Annotated in this window: 26 protein-coding genes; 16 read left to right on the forward strand and 10 right to left on the reverse strand. The window is 65.6% G+C overall.

The window, feature by feature from the left end; genetic code table 11:
- The 4 genes from ACYQ1H_RS13090 to ACYQ1H_RS13105 form a co-directional block, all read left to right on the forward strand.
- Window positions 1-363, forward strand: a 363-nt coding sequence (locus tag ACYQ1H_RS13090) for a hypothetical protein (protein ID WP_460028486.1), incomplete at its 5' end; no start/stop codon positions are given.
- A 106-nt stretch (window positions 364-469) separates the two neighbouring features.
- Complete coding sequence (gene gmd, locus ACYQ1H_RS13095) at window positions 470-1,546, forward strand: GDP-mannose 4,6-dehydratase (protein WP_460028487.1); 1,077 nt, start codon at window positions 470-472, stop codon at window positions 1,544-1,546.
- Between the two features lie 10 nt (window positions 1,547-1,556).
- Window positions 1,557-2,459, forward strand: a complete 903-nt coding sequence (locus tag ACYQ1H_RS13100; RefSeq protein WP_460028488.1) for an NAD-dependent epimerase/dehydratase family protein — start codon at window positions 1,557-1,559, stop codon at window positions 2,457-2,459.
- The gene (locus tag ACYQ1H_RS13105) at window positions 2,446-3,612 is read left to right on the forward strand and encodes a glycosyltransferase family 4 protein (protein WP_460028489.1); all 1,167 of its coding nucleotides are present in this window, start codon (window positions 2,446-2,448) and stop codon (window positions 3,610-3,612) included. Before ACYQ1H_RS13100 ends, ACYQ1H_RS13105 begins: the two co-directional genes overlap by 14 nt.
- Before the next feature lie 54 nt (window positions 3,613-3,666).
- Here the strand turns inward: ACYQ1H_RS13105 and ACYQ1H_RS13110 are convergent, their stop codons facing one another.
- On the reverse strand, window positions 3,667-5,469 hold the full coding sequence (locus tag ACYQ1H_RS13110; RefSeq protein ID WP_460028490.1) for an ABC transporter ATP-binding protein/permease: 1,803 nt from the start codon (window positions 5,467-5,469) through the stop codon (window positions 3,667-3,669).
- Window positions 5,470-5,583: 114 nt separating this feature from the next.
- Window positions 5,584-6,483, reverse strand: a complete 900-nt coding sequence (locus tag ACYQ1H_RS13115; protein WP_460028491.1) for a polyphosphate kinase 2 family protein — start codon at window positions 6,481-6,483, stop codon at window positions 5,584-5,586.
- Between the two features lie 127 nt (window positions 6,484-6,610).
- Here ACYQ1H_RS13115 and ACYQ1H_RS13120 point away from each other — a divergent pair, with 127 nt between their 5' ends.
- Window positions 6,611-6,844: an FAD:protein FMN transferase gene (locus ACYQ1H_RS13120; protein WP_460028510.1), complete on the forward strand. Its 234-nt coding sequence runs from the start codon at window positions 6,611-6,613 to the stop codon at window positions 6,842-6,844.
- Here ACYQ1H_RS13120 and ACYQ1H_RS13125 read toward each other — a convergent pair.
- On the reverse strand, window positions 6,771-7,787 hold the full coding sequence (locus ACYQ1H_RS13125; RefSeq protein ID WP_460028492.1) for an FAD:protein FMN transferase: 1,017 nt from the start codon (window positions 7,785-7,787) through the stop codon (window positions 6,771-6,773). The two genes, ACYQ1H_RS13120 and ACYQ1H_RS13125, sit on opposite strands and share 74 nt — an antisense overlap.
- Before the next feature lie 240 nt (window positions 7,788-8,027).
- Window positions 8,028-9,980 carry a cellulose binding domain-containing protein gene (locus ACYQ1H_RS13130; RefSeq protein ID WP_460028493.1) on the reverse strand — a complete coding sequence of 651 codons (1,953 nt, stop codon included), beginning with the start codon at window positions 9,978-9,980 and terminating at the stop codon, window positions 8,028-8,030.
- Window positions 9,981-10,138: 158 nt separating this feature from the next.
- Here ACYQ1H_RS13130 and ACYQ1H_RS13135 point away from each other — a divergent pair, with 158 nt between their 5' ends.
- The 10 genes from ACYQ1H_RS13135 to ACYQ1H_RS13180 all read left to right on the forward strand — a co-directional run bounded on the left by ACYQ1H_RS13135 (window position 10,139) and on the right by ACYQ1H_RS13180 (window position 17,764).
- Window positions 10,139-10,450, forward strand: a complete 312-nt coding sequence (locus ACYQ1H_RS13135; protein ID WP_460028494.1) for a bacteriohemerythrin — start codon at window positions 10,139-10,141, stop codon at window positions 10,448-10,450.
- A gap of 765 nt (window positions 10,451-11,215) precedes the next feature.
- Entirely contained in the window at window positions 11,216-12,616 is a 1,401-nt protein-coding gene (atpD, locus tag ACYQ1H_RS13140) for a F0F1 ATP synthase subunit beta (protein WP_460028495.1), read from the forward strand.
- Window positions 12,613-13,017 carry a F0F1 ATP synthase subunit delta/epsilon gene (locus tag ACYQ1H_RS13145; protein WP_460028496.1) on the forward strand — a complete coding sequence of 135 codons (405 nt, stop codon included), beginning with the start codon at window positions 12,613-12,615 and terminating at the stop codon, window positions 13,015-13,017. The genes atpD and ACYQ1H_RS13145 overlap by 4 nt, the downstream gene beginning before the upstream one ends.
- Entirely contained in the window at window positions 13,014-13,286 is a 273-nt protein-coding gene (locus tag ACYQ1H_RS13150) for an AtpZ/AtpI family protein (protein ID WP_460028497.1), read from the forward strand. The genes ACYQ1H_RS13145 and ACYQ1H_RS13150 overlap by 4 nt, the downstream gene beginning before the upstream one ends.
- A complete protein-coding gene (locus ACYQ1H_RS13155) occupies window positions 13,286-13,996 on the forward strand; it encodes a F0F1 ATP synthase subunit A (RefSeq protein WP_460028511.1) in 711 nt (236 codons plus the stop codon). The genes ACYQ1H_RS13150 and ACYQ1H_RS13155 overlap by 1 nt, the downstream gene beginning before the upstream one ends.
- Entirely contained in the window at window positions 13,993-14,271 is a 279-nt protein-coding gene (atpE, locus tag ACYQ1H_RS13160) for an ATP synthase F0 subunit C (protein ID WP_460028498.1), read from the forward strand. The genes ACYQ1H_RS13155 and atpE overlap by 4 nt, the downstream gene beginning before the upstream one ends.
- A complete protein-coding gene (locus ACYQ1H_RS13165) occupies window positions 14,268-15,017 on the forward strand; it encodes a F0F1 ATP synthase subunit delta (RefSeq protein WP_460028499.1) in 750 nt (249 codons plus the stop codon). Before atpE ends, ACYQ1H_RS13165 begins: the two co-directional genes overlap by 4 nt.
- Window positions 15,007-16,509, forward strand: coding sequence for a F0F1 ATP synthase subunit alpha (locus ACYQ1H_RS13170; protein WP_460028500.1), 1,503 nt, complete (start codon window positions 15,007-15,009; stop codon window positions 16,507-16,509). Before ACYQ1H_RS13165 ends, ACYQ1H_RS13170 begins: the two co-directional genes overlap by 11 nt.
- Window positions 16,493-17,326, forward strand: coding sequence for a F0F1 ATP synthase subunit gamma (locus tag ACYQ1H_RS13175; RefSeq protein ID WP_460028501.1), 834 nt, complete (start codon window positions 16,493-16,495; stop codon window positions 17,324-17,326). The genes ACYQ1H_RS13170 and ACYQ1H_RS13175 overlap by 17 nt, the downstream gene beginning before the upstream one ends.
- A 201-nt stretch (window positions 17,327-17,527) precedes the next feature.
- Window positions 17,528-17,764 carry a hypothetical protein gene (locus ACYQ1H_RS13180; protein WP_460028502.1) on the forward strand — a complete coding sequence of 79 codons (237 nt, stop codon included), beginning with the start codon at window positions 17,528-17,530 and terminating at the stop codon, window positions 17,762-17,764.
- Between the two features lie 49 nt (window positions 17,765-17,813).
- Here the strand turns inward: ACYQ1H_RS13180 and ACYQ1H_RS13185 are convergent, their stop codons facing one another.
- Window positions 17,814-18,779 (reverse strand): magnesium and cobalt transport protein CorA, encoded by a 966-nt coding sequence (locus ACYQ1H_RS13185; protein WP_460028503.1) that lies wholly within the window; start codon window positions 18,777-18,779, stop codon window positions 17,814-17,816.
- Between the two features lie 87 nt (window positions 18,780-18,866).
- On the opposite strand from ACYQ1H_RS13185, the gene ACYQ1H_RS13190 reads away from it, so the two are divergent.
- Window positions 18,867-19,676: a M90 family metallopeptidase gene (locus ACYQ1H_RS13190; protein ID WP_460028504.1), complete on the forward strand. Its 810-nt coding sequence runs from the start codon at window positions 18,867-18,869 to the stop codon at window positions 19,674-19,676.
- On the opposite strand, the gene ACYQ1H_RS13195 is transcribed toward ACYQ1H_RS13190, so the two are convergent.
- The 5 genes from ACYQ1H_RS13195 to ACYQ1H_RS13215 all read right to left on the reverse strand — a co-directional run.
- On the reverse strand, window positions 19,667-20,140 hold the full coding sequence (locus ACYQ1H_RS13195; RefSeq protein ID WP_460028505.1) for a hypothetical protein: 474 nt from the start codon (window positions 20,138-20,140) through the stop codon (window positions 19,667-19,669). The two genes, ACYQ1H_RS13190 and ACYQ1H_RS13195, sit on opposite strands and share 10 nt — an antisense overlap.
- A gap of 31 nt (window positions 20,141-20,171) precedes the next feature.
- Window positions 20,172-21,149, reverse strand: a complete 978-nt coding sequence (locus tag ACYQ1H_RS13200) for a L,D-transpeptidase (RefSeq protein WP_460028506.1) — start codon at window positions 21,147-21,149, stop codon at window positions 20,172-20,174.
- A 94-nt stretch (window positions 21,150-21,243) separates the two neighbouring features.
- Complete coding sequence (locus ACYQ1H_RS13205) at window positions 21,244-22,074, reverse strand: fumarylacetoacetate hydrolase family protein (RefSeq protein WP_460028507.1); 831 nt, start codon at window positions 22,072-22,074, stop codon at window positions 21,244-21,246.
- Window positions 22,075-22,122: 48 nt separating this feature from the next.
- Complete coding sequence (locus ACYQ1H_RS13210; protein ID WP_460028508.1) at window positions 22,123-22,872, reverse strand: hypothetical protein; 750 nt, start codon at window positions 22,870-22,872, stop codon at window positions 22,123-22,125.
- A 28-nt stretch (window positions 22,873-22,900) separates the two neighbouring features.
- Window positions 22,901-23,097 (reverse strand): hypothetical protein (locus tag ACYQ1H_RS13215; RefSeq protein ID WP_460028509.1); only part of this gene is annotated, 197 nt, incomplete at its 5' end.

Consider the following 23,097-nt stretch of genomic DNA (forward strand, 5'->3'; position numbering starts at 1 on the left):
CTAGAGCATCTTGGGTCACTGGATGCCGGTTTCCAGTTCATCGAGAAGTCCCTGGAGCTCCTGAAGCCGGGCGGCATAGCCGTCCATACAACTGAATATAACGTGTCTTCCAATGCCGATACGGTGGCCGTGGGTGATAACGTCATCTATCGCAGAAGCGATATTGAGGATTTATATGAAAAACTGTCCGGGACAGCTTACAGGATGGCGGAGCCTGACTTTGATTGCGGTAACAGTCAGCAGGATTTCGAGCCTGATCTTCCCCCATATTTCCAGGGTGACAAATACCACATAAAACTCCTCATGGATGGCTTTGTGGCAACATCATATCTGTTGATTATCGAAAGACCGCCAGAACAATAAATATTATATTTAGTCATGCGGCGGAAATTCTGTTGACTTAGCCCATCTCTTCAAGATACTTTCCATATTGTTGTGCCTGGCAGCAAGACAGCTTTTTTCATACATCATGACAACTGCAATCATCACCGGTATTACCGGCCAAGATGGTGCATATCTGGCACAGTTACTGCTCGACAAAGGTTACACGGTCTATGGTACCTATCGCCGCAGCAGTTCTGTCAATTTCTGGCGGATCGAGGAGCTTGGCATGCGGCATCACCCGCATCTGCATCTGGTGGAATATGACCTGACGGACCTGGGAACCAGTATTGCGCTGGTGCAGCGCGTGCGACCCCGGGAAATCTATAACCTTGCCGCGCAGAGTTTCGTCCGGGTGTCGTTTGAACAGCCTGGCACCACCACGCAGATCACCGGGATTGGGGCACTGCATCTGCTGGAGGCCATCCGACTGGTCGACCCTGGCATTCGCTTCTATCAGGCCAGCACGTCCGAGATGTTCGGCAAGGTGCAGGCTATCCCCCAGAAAGAGGACACACCGTTCTATCCCCGCAGTCCTTATGGGGTTGCCAAGCTATATGCGCACTGGATGACGGTGAATTACCGCGAGAGTTACGGCATCTTCGCCTGCAGCGGCATTCTTTTTAATCACGAAAGCCCGTTGCGAGGACGCGAGTTTGTTACCCGGAAAATTACCGACAGCGTGGCCAAACTCACGCTGGGTCGGATCGACTGTCTGGAACTTGGCAATCTGGATGCCAGGCGGGACTGGGGGTTTGCCAAGGAATACGTTGAAGGGGTATGGCAAATGCTGCAGAAAGATATCCCGGATACCTATGTGCTGGCAACAAATCGTGCCGAGACTGTGCGCGACTTCGTGCGTCTGGCATTCAAGGTTGTGGGTGCGGAGCTGGAGTTTTCTGGCCGGAATGAGCAGGAAATCGGCGTGATTCACTCTGTGTCCGAAGAGGTGCCGTTGCCAGGCGAGAGGAGATTGCGTGCTGGCCAGGTAGTCGTACGGGTAAATCCGGATTTTTACCGTCCCGCGGAGGTGGATGTTCTCATTGGTGATCCGTCGTATGCCAGGGACAGGCTGGGCTGGAAGCCGAAGACCACGCTGGAGGCACTGTGCCAGATGATGGTGGAGGCCGATCTCCGTCGCAATCGGCAGGGCTTCAGTTTTTGATGCTCTCGCCATGAAGATTCTGCTGACGGGGGCTTGCGGATTCACCGGCCGGCATTTCCGGGAGTCGGCCGAGCGGCAAGGGCATGAAGTCGTTTCACCTGTCTTCGAGTTGCGGGATCCGGCTGCCATTGCGCGAGAACTGGCTGCCATCGACTATACCCATGTCGTCCACCTGGCAGCCATCAGTTTTACCGGGCATGCCGACCCGGAATCCCTCTATCAAGTCAATTTGCTGGGCACCCTGCATCTGCTGGAGGCATTGCTTTCGCGCGGGGTATCCGTGGAACGCATCTTGCTGGCCAGCAGCGCCAACATCTACGGCAACGCAAGCGTCCCGGTCATCGATGAGACGATCTGTCCTGCCCCCATCAACCATTACGCGACCAGCAAGCTGGCGATGGAGCACATGGCGCGGGCTTATGCCAACCGGTTGCCCATCGTGTTCGTCAGGCCGTTCAATTACACCGGAAGAGGCCAGGATTCCGCCTTTATCGTACCCAAGCTTGTGGAATGTTTTCGTGCCAGGGCCAGCGCCGTGGAGGTGGGAAATCTGGAGGTCGAGCGCGAATTCAACGATGTAAGAATGGTATGCGAGGCCTATCTCAGATTGTTGGTATCTGCAGATATCGGCTGTACCTACAACATCTGCTCCGGCAAGGGTTATGCCCTGCGTGACGTGCTTGAGCAGTTGGGGACATTGTCCGCCCATCGCCCAGCAATACGCGTCACGCCGAAATTCGTGCGATCCCAGGAAGTCCACCGGCTGGTTGGCGATCCATCCCGCCTGCAATCGGCCATAGGTGCATTACCGGAATATCCATTGTCGGCGACCCTGCAATGGATGCTGGATGCAGAACCCTCCCGGAACACCCACCGAATGCCAGCGACAACAGGGCAGCATGTCAAGCTTTGATATCATTCTCGATGCCGACGCCATCCAGGCACCCCTGACGGGGATCGGGCGCTATGCCTACGAATTGGCCAAGGGCTTGCGGAAACATCCGGCGGTCGGTCATCTCAGGTTGCTGCGCCGGTACCGCTGGATAGCCCATGAAACCACCTTGGTTGAGACGGTACCGCTGGCTGCCCAGCAGCGGACGGCGGATGCCGAAACCGGCTGGACATCCGTCCTCAGGGCAACCCGACGCACGGTTGGCCGGACCCTGTCACCCGGCATCAAGTATCTGAAGGCGAGGCGATACCGGAACTATATCTATCATTCGCCAAACTATGCCCTGCCGCCGTTTCCTGGTTTGCGGGTCAGCACCATCCATGATCTGTCGGTTATCCGTTTCCCCGAGTTCCATCCAAGGGAACGGGTCAATCATCTGTTGCGCCTGTTTCCCAAGATCCTGCGGCGCTGCGATCTGGTGCTGACGGATTCGGAATTCTCGCGCCAGGAAATACTGGAAGCCTTCCGGTTGCCTGAGGACCGCGTGAAAACCGTCTACCTGGGGGTGGATCCGGCTTATTATCCGCGTCTCCATGAGCCACTGGCAGCCCGGCTTGGTGCCTACGGCTTGCAGCCAGGCCGTTACCTGCTGTCCGTCGGCACAATCGAACCGCGGAAAAACCTGCTGGGGCTGATCCAGGCCTACGAGGCCTTGCCGGACGCCATCAAGCGGGAATACCCGCTGGTGCTGGTCGGAAACCCGGGCTGGCACAGCCAGGAGATACATGCCAGGATGCGTGCCGGCCAGTCGGCAGGTTGGCTGATCTACCTCAATTATGTCCGGGAAGCCGACTTGCCCGTGATCTATGCAGGTGCGCGATTGTTTGTCTGTGTATCCCTGTATGAAGGGTTTGGCCTGCCGGTCTTGGAGGCAATGGCCACCGGTATTCCCGTGATCTGTTCGAATCTCGCCTCCTTGCCGGAGGTGGGGGGACAGGCGGCGTGCCTGGTCGACCCGCTCTGTCAGGAGGAGATCACCGCGGCCATGTCGCTGTTGCTTTCCGATACGCGACGGCATGCCGCCCTGGCTGAACGTGGCCCGATTCAGGCAAGCCGGTTTGGCTGGGATAAAACGGTTGCCAACACCCTGGATGCCTATCGTTGCCTGTACTGAGCAACCGGGAACCCACGCCACGGGCGTGATTGTCCCTGCCGCGGGAGCACGGCTTCAAGCCGGCTTCCGTGCCGTCCTCCTACGCCTGCCCTCCGGTGCCCCGGGCTTGTCCGGCCCCATCCAGCGCGGCTTGCCATCTGGCCTGAGTTCGAGCGTGGCGTCGAAGAATCCGGCAGGTTCTTGACGGTCGGAGAAGACGACCGGCGTTATGCCGCGCCGGCGCAGCAGCTTGAGAATGGCCAGCAGCTTGTCCGGCGGCAGCGAGGACCCCGGACGGTCGAGGAACACGAACCGGGGCCGGTTGGCCAGGACACGGGCCATGACCAGCAACTGCTGTTCTGCCAGCGAGAGCACGCTGTCCCAGTCCTGTACCTGCTCGAAGCCACCGAATTTCTCGGGCAGCTTGCCCAGCCCGACCACGCGCAGGCAGGCGTGAATGGCGTCCACGGGCGGGCACAGCTCGCGCGGACGCAATTCCGGCAGCCGTCTCCGGTCGGTGCCGGTCTCCGGGTGCGGCTTCAGGAACATCTCGCGCAGCGTACCGGGCGCCAGGTACGGGCGCTCGGTGACGAACAGGATGTGCTCCAGCGGCGGCCGCACCAGGGTGCCTTCGGCAATCGGCCAGAGCCCGGCGGTGGCCTGAAACAGGGCCAGGCGGGCCGTTTCCTCGGGACCGTGGACGAGGACCACCTGACCGGCCGGTATGTCGGCCGTCAGGTTCTCGATCAGTGCCCGGTCTCCCTGGCGCGACAGCAACCTGACATTGGCGTAGCTGACGTGGTCGCGGTCACGCCACTGTTCGGTCTGTGCCTGGCTCATGGCAACCTCGCCGGTTTCGTCGCGCAGCGCCGTGTCGGCCAGCAAGCCGATGCGGCGAATGACCGCGGTATAGGACGACAGCGACTGGAATTGCGTGATGATCAGCGAGAAGGCGCCGAGCAGCTGGGTGAAGGCGACGGCAGACTGGGTGATGACGCCGAATTCAACCCGACCCTCGATGAACAGCGGCGCCACGAACAGGGCGGGGATGATCTGGATCATCCAGTTGTAGCCGGTCGTGAAGAAACCGAGATTGCGGTTGACGCGGATGATGCGTTGAAAGTTGCGGGTCAGTGCATCGAGCTGACGCCCGGCGCGAATGATCCACAGGCCCTCGCGCCGCGCCAGCGCCACCGCGTCGGCATTGTCGCGCAGGTGGATCAGCGACGCGCGGAAGTCTGCCTCCTGGTCGAGCTGGTCATAGTTCAGCTGTACCAGCGGGTGGCCGAGGCGTATGGTCAGCCAGGTACCCAGTGAGGCATAGGCGACCGCCACGCCGAAGAGCAGGGGACTGATGCTCCACAGGACGCCGGAAAAGGCCAGCACGGTCAGGCCGCCATTGGCCAGCATCAGCGCGTAGGAAAGGGTCGTGGTGGTGAAGAAGCGGACATCCTCGGTCAGCCGCTGGTCGGGGTTTTCCACCTCGTCGCCATCGTTCTCCAGCCGGTAATAGACCCGATGATCGGCATAGCGCCGGAACAGGTGCCAGGTCATCCAGTTGCGCCAGAGCAGCCCCAGCGATTCCTCGGTGTAGCGCAGGCTGACCGCGATCAGGGTCAGAAGGGCAAAGACCCCGACATACAGCAAGGCGTACCACCAGAAACCGGCGCGGTCGCGCTCCTCGATGGCGGTCATGAAAAAACGCCCCACGTAGCTGTTGAGGACATTCAGGGCGTTGATCGACAGGAGGAACAGGACGATGCCGGCCGAGTACAGCAACACCCTGCGGCCGACGGACTCATCCGCCAGGATGGCGCGGATCATGTTCACAACGCGCGAGAAGGTCTCGCGATTCAGGGTGTTACGGCTGGCGGACATGGCGAACGCTCCGGGTCTCGGGAAATTGGGTGGTCGCTGGATCCTGCGGGAATCCCGTCGCACGGGCGGCGATCGCCATGGCGGGGCAGGGCGCCGGTAGCCGGCGCCGCTCATTCATCGGGATTCCTGCGTCAGTTGCCGCCGCGCGGCAGCCAAGGCGGCGCGATCTTGCTCGGTCGCCCGCGGATAGCGCAGGTTCAATCCATCCAGGGTCTTGCAGATGATTTCCGCGACCAGTGCGCGGCAGGCCCACTTGTGATCGGCCGGGATCACATGCCAGGGTGCCCAAGCGGTGCTGGTCGCGGCGATGGCATCATCGTAGGCGTCCAGATAGTCATCCCAGTGCGCACGCTCGGCGAGGTCGGCAAGCGAGAACTTCCAGTGCTTGTCAGGTTCATCCAGGCGGTCCAGGAAGCGTTTTTTCTGCTCGTCGCGGGACAGGTGCAGGTAGAACTTCAGGACCGCCGTGCCATTGCGCGCCAGATGCCGCTCGAAGCCGTTGATATCCTCGTAGCGATCGCGCCAGAACCGCTTGCCACGCTTGCCGTCCGGCAACTGCTGCTGTTCCAGCCATTGCGGATGGACCCGCGTGACCAGCACGTCCTCGTAATAGGAGCGGTTGAAGATGCCGATGCGGCCGCGCTCGGGCAGGGCACGCATGCAGCGCCAGAGAAAGGTGTGATCCAGTTCCTCGGCGGAGGGGCGCTTGAAGGAGAACACCTGGCAGCCCTGCGGATTGACGCCGGACATGACGTGCTTGATGGTGCTGTCCTTGCCGGCCGCGTCCATGGCTTGCAGGATGATCAGCAGGGCATGGCGGTCGTCGGCGTACAGCAGCTCCTGTTTCTGGGCCAGTTGCTCCAGGTTGTCCCGCAGCAGTTCCGTCGCCAGCGACCGGTAGTGGTCGAGGTCGCCCTTGAGGCCGCCATTCGGCCAGCGGGTGTCGATTTCCCGCAGGCGGACGTTTTCGCCCGGCTTGATGCGCACCGCCTTGAGAACCTGCTTGTCGATCATGGTGCTTCCCCGTAAGCCTGGCGACGACGCGTCTGCCGTCCGGCGATAGAGCAAGAGGGCGGTTCCCTATGTTCGCCGCCGGTGGTCCAGCCGGAGCGGTAGCGGCGGCAAAAGACCCTCCTGTTATCTGGCCGAGGTCGGCGGCGAAATGAGGGTCCGCGGCAGCAAGGCCGACGGCACACCCTGGCGGGTCGCCATCGAGAAGCCGACGCCGATGGCGCGCGAGGTGCAACGCATCCTCGAACTGCACGAGGCCAGCTCGGAAACACGACCCGACCTCCCCGCCCCTAGCGCGCCACAGGCGCCGCCGAGAAATGGCTGCTCATGCTTTCCCTCAGCTGCCCATCCTCGCCATAGATGAACAGGGCCTTGAGACCTTCGGATTCGGCCAGCCTGGCACCCTCGACCTCGCCGACGCAGAGGAGGGCGGTCGACCAGGCATCGGCCAGGGTCGGATTCTCGTCCAGTACCGTAGTCGACAGCAACCGGTGCGTGACGGGCCGGCCCGTGCGCGGATCGAGGATATGCGAGTAACGCTGGCCGCCGGCCTCGAAGAAATTGCGGTAGGTGCCAGAGGTCATCACCGCCACGCCGCTGGCCTCGTGCAGTTCGAGGATGCGTTGCACCTCGCGTGCCATCGGCGTCGGCTTCTCGATGGCGACCCGCCAGGGTGTGCCGTCGGCCTTGCTGCCGCGGACCTTCATTTCGCCGCCGACCTCGGCCAGATAATCGGTGATGCCCCGGTTTTCCAGCGCCTGCGCCAGCACCGCCACCGTATAGCCCTGGGCGATGGAATCCAGACTGACCTGCAACTCCGGGTCCTGCTTGCGCAGCCGATGGTTGGCGGCGTCGAGCTCGAGCTTGTCCATGCCCACATGGGTCATGACCGCCCGGATCGCGCTGGCGTCCGGTACCGTCTGCTCATGACGGGTGAAGCCCCACAGCTCGAACAGCGGCTTGACCGTCAGGTCGTAGCACCCTTGGGTCTTGGCATGGATGTCCTGTGCCACCGCGATCAACTGGACGATGCTTGGCGTGACCGGCTGCCAGTCGGTGGTTTTCTGGCGGTTGAAGCGCGAAATGACGGAATCCTCGCGCCAGTTCGAGAGCTGTTCGTCCACCAGACGGAAAACGGCTTCGACGTCGGCCTGCAACTGCTTACGATCGACAACCACGCCGCGCGTGACCGCCTTGAGATGGTAGGTGGTGCCCTGGATGGAGCCGGACAGTTGCAGTTCGGCATCCGGCTGGCAAGCCGTGAGCAGGAGGATGGCGAGCGTCGAAGACAGGAAACGCAATGACATGGATCTGTGTCGCTGAAAACTCGATGCCGCATTCTAGCGGCTTATCACGGTGTTATACCTATCCACATGCGTTTTCCCGAGCGATGCCCCCGATCACGCATTTATTTAACATAATATACATTATGCGCAATTGTCTTGCGTGCTCTTGACAATGCTCTAGGCAGCCATCCACTGCCTGCACCTGCGCCTCTCGCGCGGCAAAGCGCGAGAGGCGTACGGATGGCCTGTGGATACAGCGTGCTACAGCCCCAGTGTTGTTGCGAAGCGATGCGTCCAGCCCCAGGCGGGAACCGTGGGCACGGAACTGCAGATCGGGGACGCATGGCTCTGATTGCACGGCGTATCGCGGTCGACCGACCAGAAATGCACGCCGGCCAGCCCGTTGGCCAATGCCCAGGCCACCATGGTGTCGGTGTTGGCCAGGGAGAACAGCTCATCCGTCACATCGTTGACGCCAATCATGGGCGTCAGCTCGATGCGGCTCAACGGTATGCCAAACCGGGCATTCAGGTTTTTGGCTGCCTGGATGGCCGTCTCGCCCATGTCGCAGAGTCCGTTGTGGTCAAGGACACAGACACCGCTGCCCGCTCTGCCATAGTCCATGACCATCAGATTGATGGTGTAGTTGTTCAGCGGATATTGCTTCAAGGCCTGGATGACGTGATAGCCGGTTACCGACAGATCCCCGTAAGGCGCAGTCAATGCGCCGCCATTGCTGGAGCCCAGGGTGGCGATGGTGAAACTGAAGCGCAGGTCGGGATAATCCGCCTGGACCGTTGCCACCTGCCGGACCAGGCTCTCGATGTCGGCGGTGCTCTGCCCAGCCTCGATGTCGAAGTCCACGCCGACCAGATTCCTCGATGCGTAACGGTTGATGAAGGTGCGCATGCCCTCGGGACTGCCGCAATGAAAGGCGCCCGCCGCACCACCGGTGGAAACCACGTAGTTCTTGCCGGCGGCGACGAAGTTGCTCACATTCGCGGCGGCCAGGGATTCCGGCGCGATGCCGGCCCAGTTTTCGCGACCGCATTCACCGGTGGCGAAGGCCCAGGTCACGGCGGGCACCCGTGCAGGCAGGACGTCCAGCAGCGGCTTCAGGCTACCGCTGACCATGGTCGACATCACGTTGGTATTCCAGTTCATGGAAATGCCGGCATCTTTGTAGGGACTGAACAGGAAATGTCCCGGCAGCGAACCTGTCGGCAAGCCTTCCCCGTCGTCGACCGGATCGGGATCGGTGGGCGGCGTGGTTCCGCCGCCATCGCCCGTACCGACGGAACTGTCGTAAACCACTGCGACGGATTCCTCCACGCTGGCCGCTTTGCGCAGATTCGCCAGGGAGCCGCCATTGAAGCCGCTGCTGACCGACCCTCCCGCCGTGACGGCAGCTGTCCATGCCAGCGGACCCAAGACGACCGTTCCGTCATCGGCCATCGTCGCCTGCAGATTCCAGGGACCGCTGCTGAAGACATCCCGGGCGGTGGCCAGATCGGGAAATTTCAGCCGTACCTGCCAGCCACCACCGGCAGGCAGGGCGTCAGCGGAGAGGTTCTTGACGGTGATGTTGCCGCCATAGCCGCCTGCCCAGCGGCTGTTCACCGAGAACAGCACTTCCAGCGCGCCCGGCGTGCCACCCGGATGGTCACCGCCAGCAGCGGGCGGATCGTTGCCGGGCGCGGGCGTGCCTCCACTGCCGCTATCCGTGCCGGATGAGAGGCCGGCCAGCGTCTGTTGCGCATCGCCGGGGCTCATCACCGCCGCCACGCAAGGCTGCCCATTGAAGGTACAGTCATCCAGCACGACATGTGGATCGAGCACGCCCTGACCGTTGAAGCCGACATTCAGCACGCTGTTCGCGGCGACGGCGCCGCTCCAGGATGGCGCCGCGACGGTAAAGCGCTGCGTCGCGGCATCGTAGGTCACCACCGCATTCCAGAACCCTGCGGCGGCGGCCTGCCGTCCCAGGTCGGCTGAACGGAATGTCAACGTCCAGCCTGCCGGCGTGTCCGATGGCAGCCAGAGCTGCAACGCCCCGGTATAGCCGGCCCAGCTGTCGGCGGCGGTTCCCCAGGCCGACGCCGTACTGACGATCACCCGTGGCACGGGTGCCGGCAAGGTGGCGCCCTGGACTGGCTGAAGCGCCACGGCCCACAGGCAGATGGCTGGCAGGGTTCCGGCAAACTTTTTGTTCATGGTCGTGTCTCCTTGAGGTGGCCGACGCCACACCGCAACGGTCGCGAATGGCAGGGTGTCCGCCCGCCATCCGGGGCTTCTGGCGCGCCGGGCACGTTGGGCCCGGCCGGCACGAGTGACTCTAGAGCCACGGGACGGTTTCGTCTAATAACCAGACAATGCCCGTCAAGCTGAACCGTATCCTCAACGAACTCTCCCTCTACGCCCGCTTCCACTTCTACAGTGAGGAAAATGTCATGGCCGATAGCGGCTATCCCGATCTGGAAGCCCATCGGCTACTGCACTACACCCTGATCGAGATGCTGAACAACAAGATATTGGGGTTGCAGATCTGTGCCATCGACGCCGGCCAAGTGGAACGCTTCCTGATCGACTGGTTCGTCCAGCATGTGACACAGGAGGACAGCAAAATCGGCCGGCATCTGGGCCAATCCCCGACGTCTATTCCGTCTCGTACAGGTGAGCTGTAAAAACCCGGGGGCAGGGTTTCGACTCCATGATGCATGGGTGTCGTGACACCCATGCCGGCATCGGGCGTCAAACTCGCCTCCCCTGCCCCCTTTTTAACCCTGCCAAAACCACCGCTACTCATGCGGATCCTTCCCGTCCGCGCCCACATCGGCAAGTTTCAAAACTTCATATATCGCTCCTCGCCCGTCCACATTCTTGCAGGCGTGAAAACATGTTCGGGGCGCCCTGAAAAACATTCCCGCGAACGCAATAGGACATTAAAATCAACGGCTTGCGGCGATATCTTGCGTGGAAACCGACGCGCTTTCCGGGAGATCCCCCTCTGCTGGCTGACAAACCATAGGTTGGATTCGATGGCGGCTCAGTGCGGCTTCGCGCAGCCACTCAACGTCAACGTGCCGGTATTCCCGAGCTATGGTATACCGCAGGTGCAGAACTACCCGTTCAACGCGTTCTCGCAGACCGATTTCAAAGGCGCGGGCACATCCTCAACCAACTTTTCGCCACCGCCGCTGTTCTCGACCACACCCAGCCTGTTCGGGCCGTTCGATCCCGGCGGACATCCCGACCAGGGGGCTGAGCTTCGACCCGTACCCGTTCAGGGTGGGCGACTGGCCGCACGACGGCAACAGCACCCGGGGGCCGATGATGACATGCGGGAAAGGCGGCCAACGGCAGCGGATGCCCGGCCGGTACCCGGGTTTTGCCCTGGCAGGCCCGGCGGGATAACATCCTGTATCGGTCCATGAAAGCGGGGTAACGCCTTGGCGAATGCAGCGGATGCGAACCTTCAGCCCGTCGCGCTGGGCTTCATCGAGGATGTCCAGGGGGCGGTGGTCGACATCCGCTGCGCGCAGTTGCCGCCCCTGCACCGGGCCGTGCAGGTGTGGCTCAACGGTGAGCCCTGCCGGCTGGAGGTCCTGCGCCATCTCGACGAACGGCGTGTGCGGGCCGTGGCCCTGCACCGGACCTGCGGGCTGAAACGCAGGATGCCGGTCTTCGATGGTGGTGGCGGACTGGCGATACCGGTCACGCCCGACTGCCTGGGCCGCCTGCTGGATCTCTTTGGCCGGCCGCTGGACGGCGGTCCGCCACTGGACGACACCCACCGCCGGCCGATCGTGGCACCGCCCGTGCCGCTGTCGGAAACCGTCGGCGTCGGCGAGATCCTGCTCACCGGCATCAAGGTCATCGACCTGCTCTGCCCCTTCGTGCGCGGCGGCAAGACCGGCCTGTTCGGCGGTGCCGGGGTCGGCAAGACGGTGCTGATCATGGAGTTCATGAACGCCATCGTGCGTCTGCACCGTGGCGTGTCCGTGTTCGCCGGTGTCGGCGAGCGCATCCGCGAGGGGCATGAGCTCTGGCACGACATGCAGGATGCCGGCGTCATGCCGCGGACCCTGATGGTCTTCGGACAGATGGACGAGTCGCCCGGTGTCCGCTACCGCGTCGCCCTGTCGGCACTGACCTACGCGGAATACCTGCGCGACCACGTCGCCCGTGATGTCCTGTTCCTGCTGGACAACGCCTTCCGCTTCGTACAGGCTGGCAGCGAACTGTCGGGCCTGCTGGGACGCATGCCGGCCACGGTGGGATACCAGCCGACCCTGCTGTCCGAGGTGGCGGAGTTGCAGGAACGCATCCTGTCCACCCGCAGCGGCAGCATCACGGCGGTGGAAGCCGTCTACGTTCCCGCCGACGACATGACCGATCCGGCGGTGGAGGCCATCCTGGCGCACCTCGACACCACCGTCATTCTCTCCCGGCAACAGGCCGCCAAGGGCATCTACCCGGCCGTCGACCCGCTGGCCTCCGGCAGCCGGGCGCTGGATCGCGCGGTGGTCGGCGACCGCCACTACCGCGTGGCCCAGGCGGTCCGCGAGCATCTGGCGCGCTATCGCGACCTGGAGGACATCATCGCCATGCTCGGGCTGGAGGCGCTGTCGGCCAGCGATCGCCAGCTGGTGCAACGGGCCCGGCGGCTGGAGCGCTACCTGACCCAGCCCTTCTTCGTGGTCGCCGGGCACACCGGCATTCCCGGCGCCGCCGTGGCGCTGGCAGCCACCCTGAACGATTGCGAGGCGCTGCTGCGCGGCGATATCGATGCCTGGCCGGAAGAGGCTTGCTACATGCGCGGCGCGCTGGCCGAGGCGACGCCGGCGTGAGCACGGGCTTCGTATTGCAGTTGCAGGGCGCGACCCGGCAGGAAAGCATTGCCGACATCGTGCTGTTCACCGGCCAGGACGCAAGTGGCAGTTTCGGCATCCTGCCCGGCCGGGCGCCCTTGATCACGGTGCTGGACTACGGCCTCGCCCGGTTCCAGGTGGCCGGGTCCGGCTGGTGCTACCTGGCCTGTCCGGGCGGGATTCTGTATTTTGCCGACAACTGCCTGCGGCTGGCGACCCGGCGCTATCGGCTGGACGAGGGCTACGAGCGCGTTGCCGAGTTGCTGCGGGGACAGCTGGCCCGCGAGGAAGCCGAGCTGAAAACGGTGAAGGACCATCTGCAACGCCTGGAGCATGAGCTCTACCTGCGCCTGCGCCGGCTGGAAGGAGGACACGCATGAATGACGAACACTGGCACCGCGAAGTCCGCCGCCACAGCGAGCGCATCCGCTCGGCCGAGCGCGGCCGGCGCACGGTGCTGGCGCAGACCGTGTTCCTCGGCACGCTGTCGATCCTCTTCCTCCTGCCGCTGATCGGCGGCGCCTACCTGGGGCGCTGGCTGGACAGCCAGCAGCCCGGCTATGCCACCCACTGGACCGTCAACGGCATCCTGCTGGGCCTGGTGCTGGGCATCTTCAACGTCTGGTGTTTCATCCGCCGGTACGGGTGATGGACAACATCGGCGTCGTTTTCCAGGTCGGCCCGTTCGGCGTGACCCGTACCGTGGTGACGACCTGGGGCATCATGCTGCTGATGGCCGGCGCCAGCTGGCTGGCGACGCGCCGGCTGTCGGTCGCCAGCCCCGGGTTGGTGCAGACCGCCCTGGAAGGCCTGGTCCAGGCCATCGATGCCGCCATCGCCGCGGTGTTGCCGGGACGTTCGACGCCCCTGATCCCGTTCATGGGCACCCTGTGGCTGTTCATCGCCATCGCCAATCTGGCGGGGCTGGTGCCGGGCCTTGACTCGCCGACCGGCGACCTTTCCGCCACCGCCGCCCTCGCCGTCGTGGTGTTTCTCGCCGTGCACGGCTTCGGCATCCGCGCCAGTTCGCTCGGCGCCTACCTCAGGCACTATCTCGCGCCCAGCCCGATCCTGCTGCCGTTCCACCTCCTCGGCGAACTCTCGCGCACCCTGGCCCTGGCGGTACGCCTGTTCGGCAACATCATGAGCCTGGAAATGGCGGCACTGCTGGTCCTGCTGGTCGCCGGACTGCTGGTGCCGGTACCGGTGCTGATGCTGCATGTCATCGAGGCCCTGGTGCAGGCGTATATTTTCGGCATGCTGGCGCTGATCTACATCGCCGGCGGCATGCAATCCCGCGAGCCGCCGGCGGAAGCACCGCCGCCGACCGATTCGCACGCAACGGGGGACACGACATGAGCGACATCCATTGGTTTGCCCTGGTCTCCACGGTGGTGGCCGGCCTGGTCATCGCCGCGGGCATCATCTTTCCCGCCCTGGCCATGGGCCGGGCCATCACTCAGGCGCTGGAATCCCTGGCACGCCAGCCGGAAGCGGAAAAATCCATCACCCGCACGCTGTTCATCGGCCTGGCGATGATCGAATCCCTGGCCATCTATGTGCTGGTGGTCGTGCTGATCCTGCTGTTCCGCAATCCGTTGCTGGAATATTTCCTCGACACGGGCGCCCCATGAACCTCGACTGGACCACCTTCGGCCTGGAAATCGTCAACTTTCTGGCACTGGTCTGGATTCTCAAGCGCTTTCTCTATCAGCCGGTGCTCGCCATCCTGGCCCAGCGGCGCGCCGCCATCGACAGCACCCTGGCCGCGGCGCGCGAGCTGGAAACGGGCGCCCGGACGCAGCAGGCCCAATACGCGGCGCGCCTGGCCGACTGGGAACGCGAGAAGGCGCGGGCATTGGCCCAGCTGCAGGACGAGCTGGCACGGGAGCGCGACCGCCGGCTGGAGGCGCTCGAGCAGCAGCTGGCGGAGGAGCGCGCCCGGCAGGCGGCCATCGAGGCGCGGCAGCAGGCGCTCCGCCGGCACGAACTGGAAACCGCTGCCATCGCCCAGGCGCAGCGCTTCGCCCGGGTGGTCTTCGGCCGTCTGTCCGCCCCGGCGGTGGAGCACCACCTGCTCGACCTGCTGCTGGACGACTGGCGGCAGCTGCCGGGCGATACCCTGGCACGGCTGCGGGCCGATCTGGACGCATCGCCCGACGGCTTCCGGGTGGTCAGCGCCTTTCCCTTGCCGCCGGCCGCGCGTGCCCGCCTCGGCGACGCCCTTGCCCAGCGTCTGGAGTGTCCGCTGGCCATCGATTTTGCCGAGGATCCCGCCTTGCTGGCGGGCTTCCGCATCGCCCTGGGTGCCTGGCAACTGCGCCTGAACCTGGCCGACGACATCGCCGATTTCGCCGCCGCCGCCAACCATGCCGGCTGAGTTCCCGCCGGCTTCCCCCCTGGCGCGCCAGGCCGGCTGGCTGCGGGACTATGGCTTCCGTCTGCGCCTGGAGGAGCACGGCCGCATCGCGGCCATCGGCGACGGCATCGCCTGGGTCCACGGCCTGCCGTCCGCGGCGCTGGACGAGGTGTTGCGATTCGAGAACGGCGGCAGCGGGCTGGTCTTTCACCTCGGCGCCGAACGCCTCGGTGTCATCGTGCTCGACCCGGGCGGCGGCGACCGCGGGCTGACCGCCGGAACCGCCGCCGCCCTGACCGGCCGGACGCTCGACATCGGTGCCGGCGACGCCTGCCTGGGCCGCGTGCTCGACCCCCTGGGCAAGCCTCTCGATGGCGGCCTGCCGCCGCGCACCACGGCGCGCCAACCGCTGGAAGCCCCCTCCCCGCCCATTCTGGCGCGGGATTTCGTCGACCAGCCCCTGATCACCGGCTGCAAGCTGGTCGACACCCTCATCCCCATCGGCAAGGGGCAGCGGCAGCTGATCATCGGCGACAACGGCACCGGCAAGAGCGCGCTGGCCCTGGACGCCGTCATCGCCCAGCGCGGCCGCGGGGTGCTCTGCGTCTATGTCCTCATCAGCCAGAAGCGCTCGGCGGTCGTCGCCACGCTCGACACCCTGCGCCGGACCGGAGCCCTGGCACATACCTGCGTGGTGGTCGCCGAGGCGACCGCCATGGCGGGCCTGAAATACCTGGCCCCCTTCGCCGGCTGCGCCATCGCCGAAGCCTGGATGACGGCGGGCCGCGACGTGCTGATCGTCTACGACGATCTCAGTACCCATGCCCGCGCCTACCGCGAGATTTCCCTGCTGCTGCGGCGCCCGCCGGGGCGCGAGGCCTATCCGGGCGACATCTTCTACCTGCATGCACGCCTCCTGGAGCGCTCCACGCGGCTGTCCCCGGCGCATGGCGGCGGCAGCATGACCGCCCTGCCGCTGGTGGAAACCGAGCAGGGCGAGCTGTCTGCCTACATCCCGACCAACCTGATCTCGATCACCGATGGCCAGATCTATCTCGATGCCCGCCTGTTCGCCGCCGGTCTCCTGCCGGCGGTCGATGTCACCCGCTCGGTCTCGCGCATCGGCGGCAAGGCGCAATATCCCGCCATCAAGGCCGAGGCCGGGCGCATGAAGCTCGACTACCTGCAATTCCAGGAACTGGAGATCTTCACCCGCTTCGGCTCGCGGCTCGAAGCCAGCGTCGAGGCCCGCATCCGCCGGGGACGCCTGCTGCGCGAACTGCTGAAGCAGGAGCGCCTGTCGCCGCTGACGCCCGAGCAGCATCTCGGCTGGCTGATCGCCTACAACGACGGCTGCTTCGACGATCTGCCGCTGGAGCAGGCCGCGGACGCCCTGAGCCGGCTGCTGCACCGCCTCGGGGATAGCCCGCTGACCCTCAGTTCGCCCCGCGAAGACTGGCAGCAGGCGGTGCAAGCCCGCTGCCGCGATACCGGCCATGAGCCGGCGGCGTGAACTGGCGCGGCGGCTGGGCGCCCTCGGCGACATCGCCGGCATTCTCTCGGCCATGCGCGGCCTTTCGCTGATGGAGATTCGTGCCCTGGAGGATAGCCTGCCGGCCCAGCGGCGCATGCTGGACACCATCGAACAGGCCGCGGCCGATGTGCTTGCCACCCGCCCGGCGCCGGACCTGGCCGAAACCGGGCCGGCCATCTGCATCCTGGTCGGCTCCGAGCAGGGTTTCTGCGGCGATTTCAACGACGTCTTGCTGGCCGGCTGGCAGGCGCGGGCACCGGCGGCTGGCATGGCCTGCCTGAGCGTCGGTCAGCGGCTGGCCAGCCGGCTGGGCACCTCGGCCCAGCCCCTGCTCGAACTGGCCGGCGCCAGCCTGGCCGATGAGGTGCCGAAAGTCCTGTTGCGCCTGACCGCGGCGCTCAGCGAGCTGGCGGCGACCCCGGCATGGCGGGGGCACTGCCTGAGCGCGCTGCACCACGACGCCGAACCCGGCCGGCTGCGCCTGCGGCAGCTCTTGCCCATGCAGCCGGCGCTGGCGCCGGTGCGGCGCGCCTATCCGCCGGATGTCACGCTGCCGCTGCCGCGGCTGCTGCAAGGCCTGACCCGGCATTATCTGCATGCCGCGCTGAATCAGGTGCTGTACAGCTCCCTGCTGGCCGAGAATCGCCAGCGCCATGCCCACATGCAGACCGCCCTCAACCGCCTGGACGAGGATCGCGACCGGCTGCGGCTGGCCTACAACGCCCAGCGGCAGGAGGACATTACCGAGGAGATCGAGGTCATCCTGCTGTCGGCCGGCATCCCGGCCGATGCCTGACCGGTCCGGGCCGCCGCCGGAACGTGCGGCAAATGCCACAGCCCGCTGCGTGAAGTCACGCATTTTCCGCGCCCGCCCCCGCCGGCCAGGCCAGAATCCCCATGGAAAACAGGGGATTGCCGGGATGGCATGATCATTGTTTCCTGATGGTTGTCACGCCCGATCTTTCATCCAAGCATCCGAGCATCCGAGGAAACCGCATTGGCCGCCAATCAAGCCCTGATTCCGTCCGCATCCCCGAAAGCCGGCGCCATGCTGCTCGGCACCGGCCTGGCCTTCGCCTCCCTGATCCTGGTTCCGGCCTTTGCCACCCGCCTGGGGCTTGGCATGGCGCTGACCGGCGCCGTCCGCATCGCCCTGATGCGGGCCTCCAGTCGCGTGGTGAGCGGCCGGAAAAACGGCGGCGAAACCGATACCGGCTGCATGAGCTGTCATTGACGACCGCGGCGCGGGCGGGCTGACCCGGCCCGTGCCCGGGACCCCTCCCCTACAGCCAGCCGGACGCCTTCAGCTTCTTGTACAGCTCGCGGCAGGCGAAGGCGGTCAGCAACAGGGTGGCCGGATAACCCAGCGGCCAGTCATACTCCGGCATGTGCTTGAAGTTCATGCCGTACATGCTGAATACCATGGTCGGAATGCCGAGGATCGCGCCCCAGCCGGCGAGCCGCTTGACGACCTCGTTCTGGCGCACGGTGACCAGGGCCAGATTGACCTGCATGGCGTCGGACAGGGCTTCCCGCAGCATGCCGCTGCTGCGGATGATCCGCTCGACATGGTCCTCGACATCGCGATAGTACGGGTGCAGCTCGCGCACCGCGATCTCCGGATGCAGGCGAATCAGTTCCGCGCAGATGCCGGAGATCGGCGAGGCGGCGTTGTGCAGCCGCGCCACCTCGCGCTTGAGCGCGTACAGGCTCTCGATGGACGTGGCATCGAGCTGGTTCTCGAAGATCTCGGTCTCCAGCGCGTCCAGCTTCCGTTGCAGGTGCGCGGCGATGAGGATGAAGTGATCGACCAGGTAGTCGAGGACCGCATAGAGGGCGAAGCCGGGGCCGTGCGCGAACAGCCCGGGTTCCGCTTCGCAGCGGGCCTGGACCCGGTCGTAACGGATGGTGCCGCCGTGCTGGATGAGAATGATGAACTGTCGACCGACGAAGGTGTGCAGTTCGCCATGGGTGGTGTCGTCGTCGCGCAGCCTGGCGGTATGGGCGGCGATGAACAGGGTATCGCCGTAGCTCTCCAGCTTGGGCCGCTGATGCGCCGAACTGGCGTCCTCCACGGCCAGTTCGTGCAGCTGGAACTGGTTCTTGATACGCTTCAGCTGCGCCGGCGTCGGGTCCTTGATGGTCAGCCAGATGAAGGCCTCGGGCTGGCCGAGCACCGTATTGATCTGATCGAACTTGATGTCGGGCAGGCGCCGGGCATGCTGGTAGGCGGCAAAATTCATGGTCATGGATGGAACATTGGCGTTGAGTGGTGAAAAGGAATCCGCTGCGGGGCAAGGCTCCCCGCACCGCCGGGGCAGCGACCTGGCGACCTGATGCGGCTACCCTCGCTGCGGCGCTGGCGCGAGCGGCGCATCCTGCAACGGCAGGCCATCGCCCCCCGCGACTGGGCCGAAACCCTGGCGGGGCTGCCCATTCTCCGCGACCTGCCGGCTGCGGAACGGCAGCGTCTGCACGATCTCACCGTGCTGTTCCTGCACGGCAAGTCGGTCCTGCCGGTGCAAGGCCTGACACTCAGCGCGGCGCAGCGGCGACACATCGCGGCGCAGGCCTGCTACCCCATCCTCAACCTGGGTCTGGACTGGTACGGGGACTGGCAGACGCTCATCGTCTACCCCGATGAATTCCTGAAGCCCCGGCGCGAGCTGGACGCGGACGGCGTCATGCACGAATGGACCGAAATCCGGCAGGGCGAGGCCTGGCAGCGCGGACCGGTGGTCCTGTCCTGGGCCGATGTGCTCGCCTCCGGGCTGGGCGAAGGCTACAACGTCGTCATCCACGAGATGGCGCACCAGCTGGACATGCTCAACGGCGAGGCGGACGGCTTCCCGCCCCTGCACCCGGCGATGCGGGCGGCCGACTGGCGGCGCGCCTTCTCGGCGGCGTTCGCGGATCTGAACGCGCAGCTGGCGGGCGGCATCGCGGGTCCCATCGACAGCTACGCGGCCACCTCGCCCGGCGAGTGCTTCGCGGTGGCCAGCGAGTCGTTCTTCGAACGGCCGGCCCGGCTACAGGCGGCCTATCCCGAGGTCTACGATCAGCTGCGGCGGTTCTATCGGCAGGACCCGCTGGCCCTGGCCAGGCCCCCGGATGCTCCGGGAGCGGACGCCGCGGCTCACCAGTAGCCGCCCATCACACCCATGCCGCCGATGCCGTACAGACCCCCCATGGGGAACATGTCCATGCCGACGTACGGGCCACCCCAGCCGTACAGCATCGGGCCCGACCGGGCCTGAAACCTGCTGTCGTCGGCAGCCTGCTTCCGGGTCGCCAGCTGCTGCAACCGGTCGGCCTCCGCCTGCCCGCCGACATAGATGCAGTCGCAATCGTCATGGTCGGCGTACAGATAGGTGGGTTTGGCGGCCCCGTTCATGTAGACGACCCTGCGCTGCGGCATGGCCTTGAGGTTGGCCTCCTCCTCGGCATTTTTCGGCGAGTAGAGATGAAAACCCGCCGCGGCCAGCAATTGCTCGTTGCCGGCGTTGAGCGCCTCGCCGTTCCCGGCGCAGCCGGCCAGCATCAGGCAGATGGCCGGCATCGCGGCCCGCCGGAACCGGCAGCGGACGCCAGCGGGCAATGGCAGGAACATGCGCCGTTCTCTCGCCGTTCTCTCCCGCCGGCTAGAAGCCGGCCTGCTCCTGGTCCTGCGGATCGCCGGCGTCCGGGGGCCAGGCCGCATTGCCGGTGGCGGACGCATCGGCCGGCGCCGGCGATGCGGTTTCCACCCCCACGGATGCCGGGCTGTCCCCGGCATTGTCCGGCCCGGCGGCCGGCAGCACCAGGCGCGTGGCAACCGGCCTGGCGTCGGCTGGCTGCCCGGCATCGCCGCCCGCATCGGCGGTGCGGGTTCCGGTCCAGGGCGTCACCGGCCCGATGATGATCAGGGCCTTGTAGCCGTTCACCGTGCGCCCCGTGCGCCGGCCGGTGCGCTCGTTGATCTGGTCGACCGGACCGTAGCCGCTCTGGCCGATCAGGTGAAACATCTCCTCGGCCCGGTAATCCTCCTCGTGGACACAGCCATGCGACTCCGCCGCCTTGCCCATGTCGGCGATCGAGGCCCGGTCCAGCGACGAATGCAGCGCCATGCCGCCATGGAAGAACACCGCCCACAGCATGGGTGCGTCGTACTCGCTGGACCAGTGCCGGGAGGAAAAGCTCTTCGGGCTGAAATAGCCGGCGGCCGTCTCGTGCCCCGCCATGCCGGTCGACACCAGCCAGTAGTACAGCAGGCCCACGCCCCGCTTGTAGACGCGCAGGGTCTGCTCACGCCCCCAGAAGGGATCGTCGGCCTTGGACACCACCACGATCAGGTTGTAACTGGCGAAATCGGGATCATCCAGCGGGTTCGGCAGCGGCAGGGCTTCGGTCCGGTCGGGATCGCGGTAGGGCGAGAACGACTGGGTGACGCCGAAGTGGTAACCGGGATCGGCCCCTGGGTCATCCTCGTAGCGGGGCACCTGGTGGGTTCTCGGAAACCCGTCCCAGGGCCCCTCGGCACCGCCGTTCACCGCCTGGGCGAACGCATGGGGAAGCAGCAGGGACAGACCCAGGAGCAGGCGCGCGGCGGAGCGCCGGCAGGCGAAGGAGCGGGCATTCATGGGGCGAGTGGTTCCGTTCAAGACTGAGGCGAGGCCGAAAGTGCAGCATTCTATGGCGATAAGCGCCCGGAATCACCCCGGCCGGCCGCGGACCTCACGCGCCGCTGCCGCCCGCGGACGGTTGCGGCTCCGCTTCGACGGGGTTGGTCAGGACGCCGATGCCCTCGATCCCGACGCTCACCGTGTCACCGGGACACAGCCAGACCGGTGGCTGGCGCGCCATGCCGACCCCGGCCGGCGTTCCGGTCAGTATCACGGTACCCGGCATCAGCGTGGTGCTGCCGCTGAGGAATTCGATCAGCCGGGCCACCTCGAAGATCATGTCGGCCGTGTTCGAAGCCTGCATCTCGCGCCCGTTGACGGTCGTGCGGATGCTCAGCCGGTTGGGATCGGCCAGTTCGTCGGCGGTCACCAGCACCGGCCCCAGCGGGCAGAAGGTGTCGAAGGTCTTGCCCCGGCACCATTGCCCGCCGCCGCCGAGCTTCTGCCAGTCGCGGGCGCTGACATCGTTGGCGCAGGTATAGCCGAGCACATGCCGCAGAGCGTCCTGCCGGCGCACGTTGCGGGCCGGCCGGCCGATCACCACGGCCAGTTCGCCCTCGAAATCGACCTGGTCGCTGCGCAGGTGGCGCGGCAGTCGGATCGGTGCCTGCGGGTGCTGCACCGCGCCGGGCAACTTCATGAACACCACCGGTTGCTCCGGCAGGGGCGCGCCGGTTTCCTCGGCATGGCGGCGATAGTTGAGGCCGATGCCGATGATGGCCAGGGGCTGGACCGGCGCCAGCAACTGCCGTACGGCGGCCACTTCCTCGGTGATGTGGAATTCGCCGTACAGGTCGCCCTCGATCCGCCGGGCCGAGCCGTCGGGCTGGCGGACGGCGTGATGGATGGCGCCGGCGGCGTCGCGATAGCGGATGATCTGCATGGAACTCCCGTGCTGTCGATCGGTGGGGCTGCCGGCGGTGCGGCGGGTTCAGTACACGCCCATCAGGCAGCCGGCGAAGCCCTTGCTGCCGGGCTTGAAGCCCAGGGTGGTACAGACGGCTTCCGCGGCGGGCGGGTGGGCGATGGTGCCCTGCCCCCACGCCGGCGCGTCGCTGCTGGTGCGACCATCCGGCGCCTGGAACGACAGGTTGCGCGTCATCCGCGCATGGTCGTCGCCCATCCGGTTGGCCAGCGCATTCAGGCAGGCGGTCCGCCGCAGCGCCCTGGCCGCCACCTGCGCATCCCGGTACTTGTCCGGCGTGGCGCGGGAATAGCCCTCGCAGCGGGCGGCATAGTGCCGGTCCGCGCCGTTCGGCCAGCGCACGTCCAGCCCGTAGTCGGCCGCGAAATGATGCGTCTGCGGCATGGCCCAGGACAGCAGGAACAGCGACAGGCCCGACAGCGCCAGCTTGGCCGCGTTGAGGTCTTCCTCGCTCTCCCGCGGCTCGGGAACGATCCGCAGCGTCGCCTCGATCGCCGCGCCGTCCGGCCGGGTGAGCAGCACCGCCGGGTAGCGCCCGCTCTGCTCCAGCGCGCGCGCCAGCTGGTAAACCGGGCTGACGCCGTCCTCGGGCGCGAGATCGTCGGCGTGCAGATAGACCGGAAAGGCCGCCCGGTCGGGGCGCTCCGCCACACGCCGGACCGCCGCCGAATCGGCCGCGGCCTGGGTCAGCGAATAGCCCGAGTAACAGCCGCTCAGCGCCGGCAGGGCGGACAGCAGCAAAAGAAGGCGACGCATGCGATGGGAGCGGTAGGAAGGTCTGGCGTCAGGGGGACACGCGGGCGTTCGCCCAAGCCGATACGATACCCGATTTCACCCGCCCGGGGTGTCTGTGGCGCGACGGCAGGATTGCCTGATCCTGTCCGGCACCCCGCAAACGGGCAACGCCCTCGCGCAAGCTATCGACGGAAACGTTCAGATCGGCAACGGCCGCGTCAGCCTCCAGATATCTCGCTGCGCCCA

The sequence above is a fragment of the Methyloparacoccus murrellii genome, from assembly GCF_054657115.1.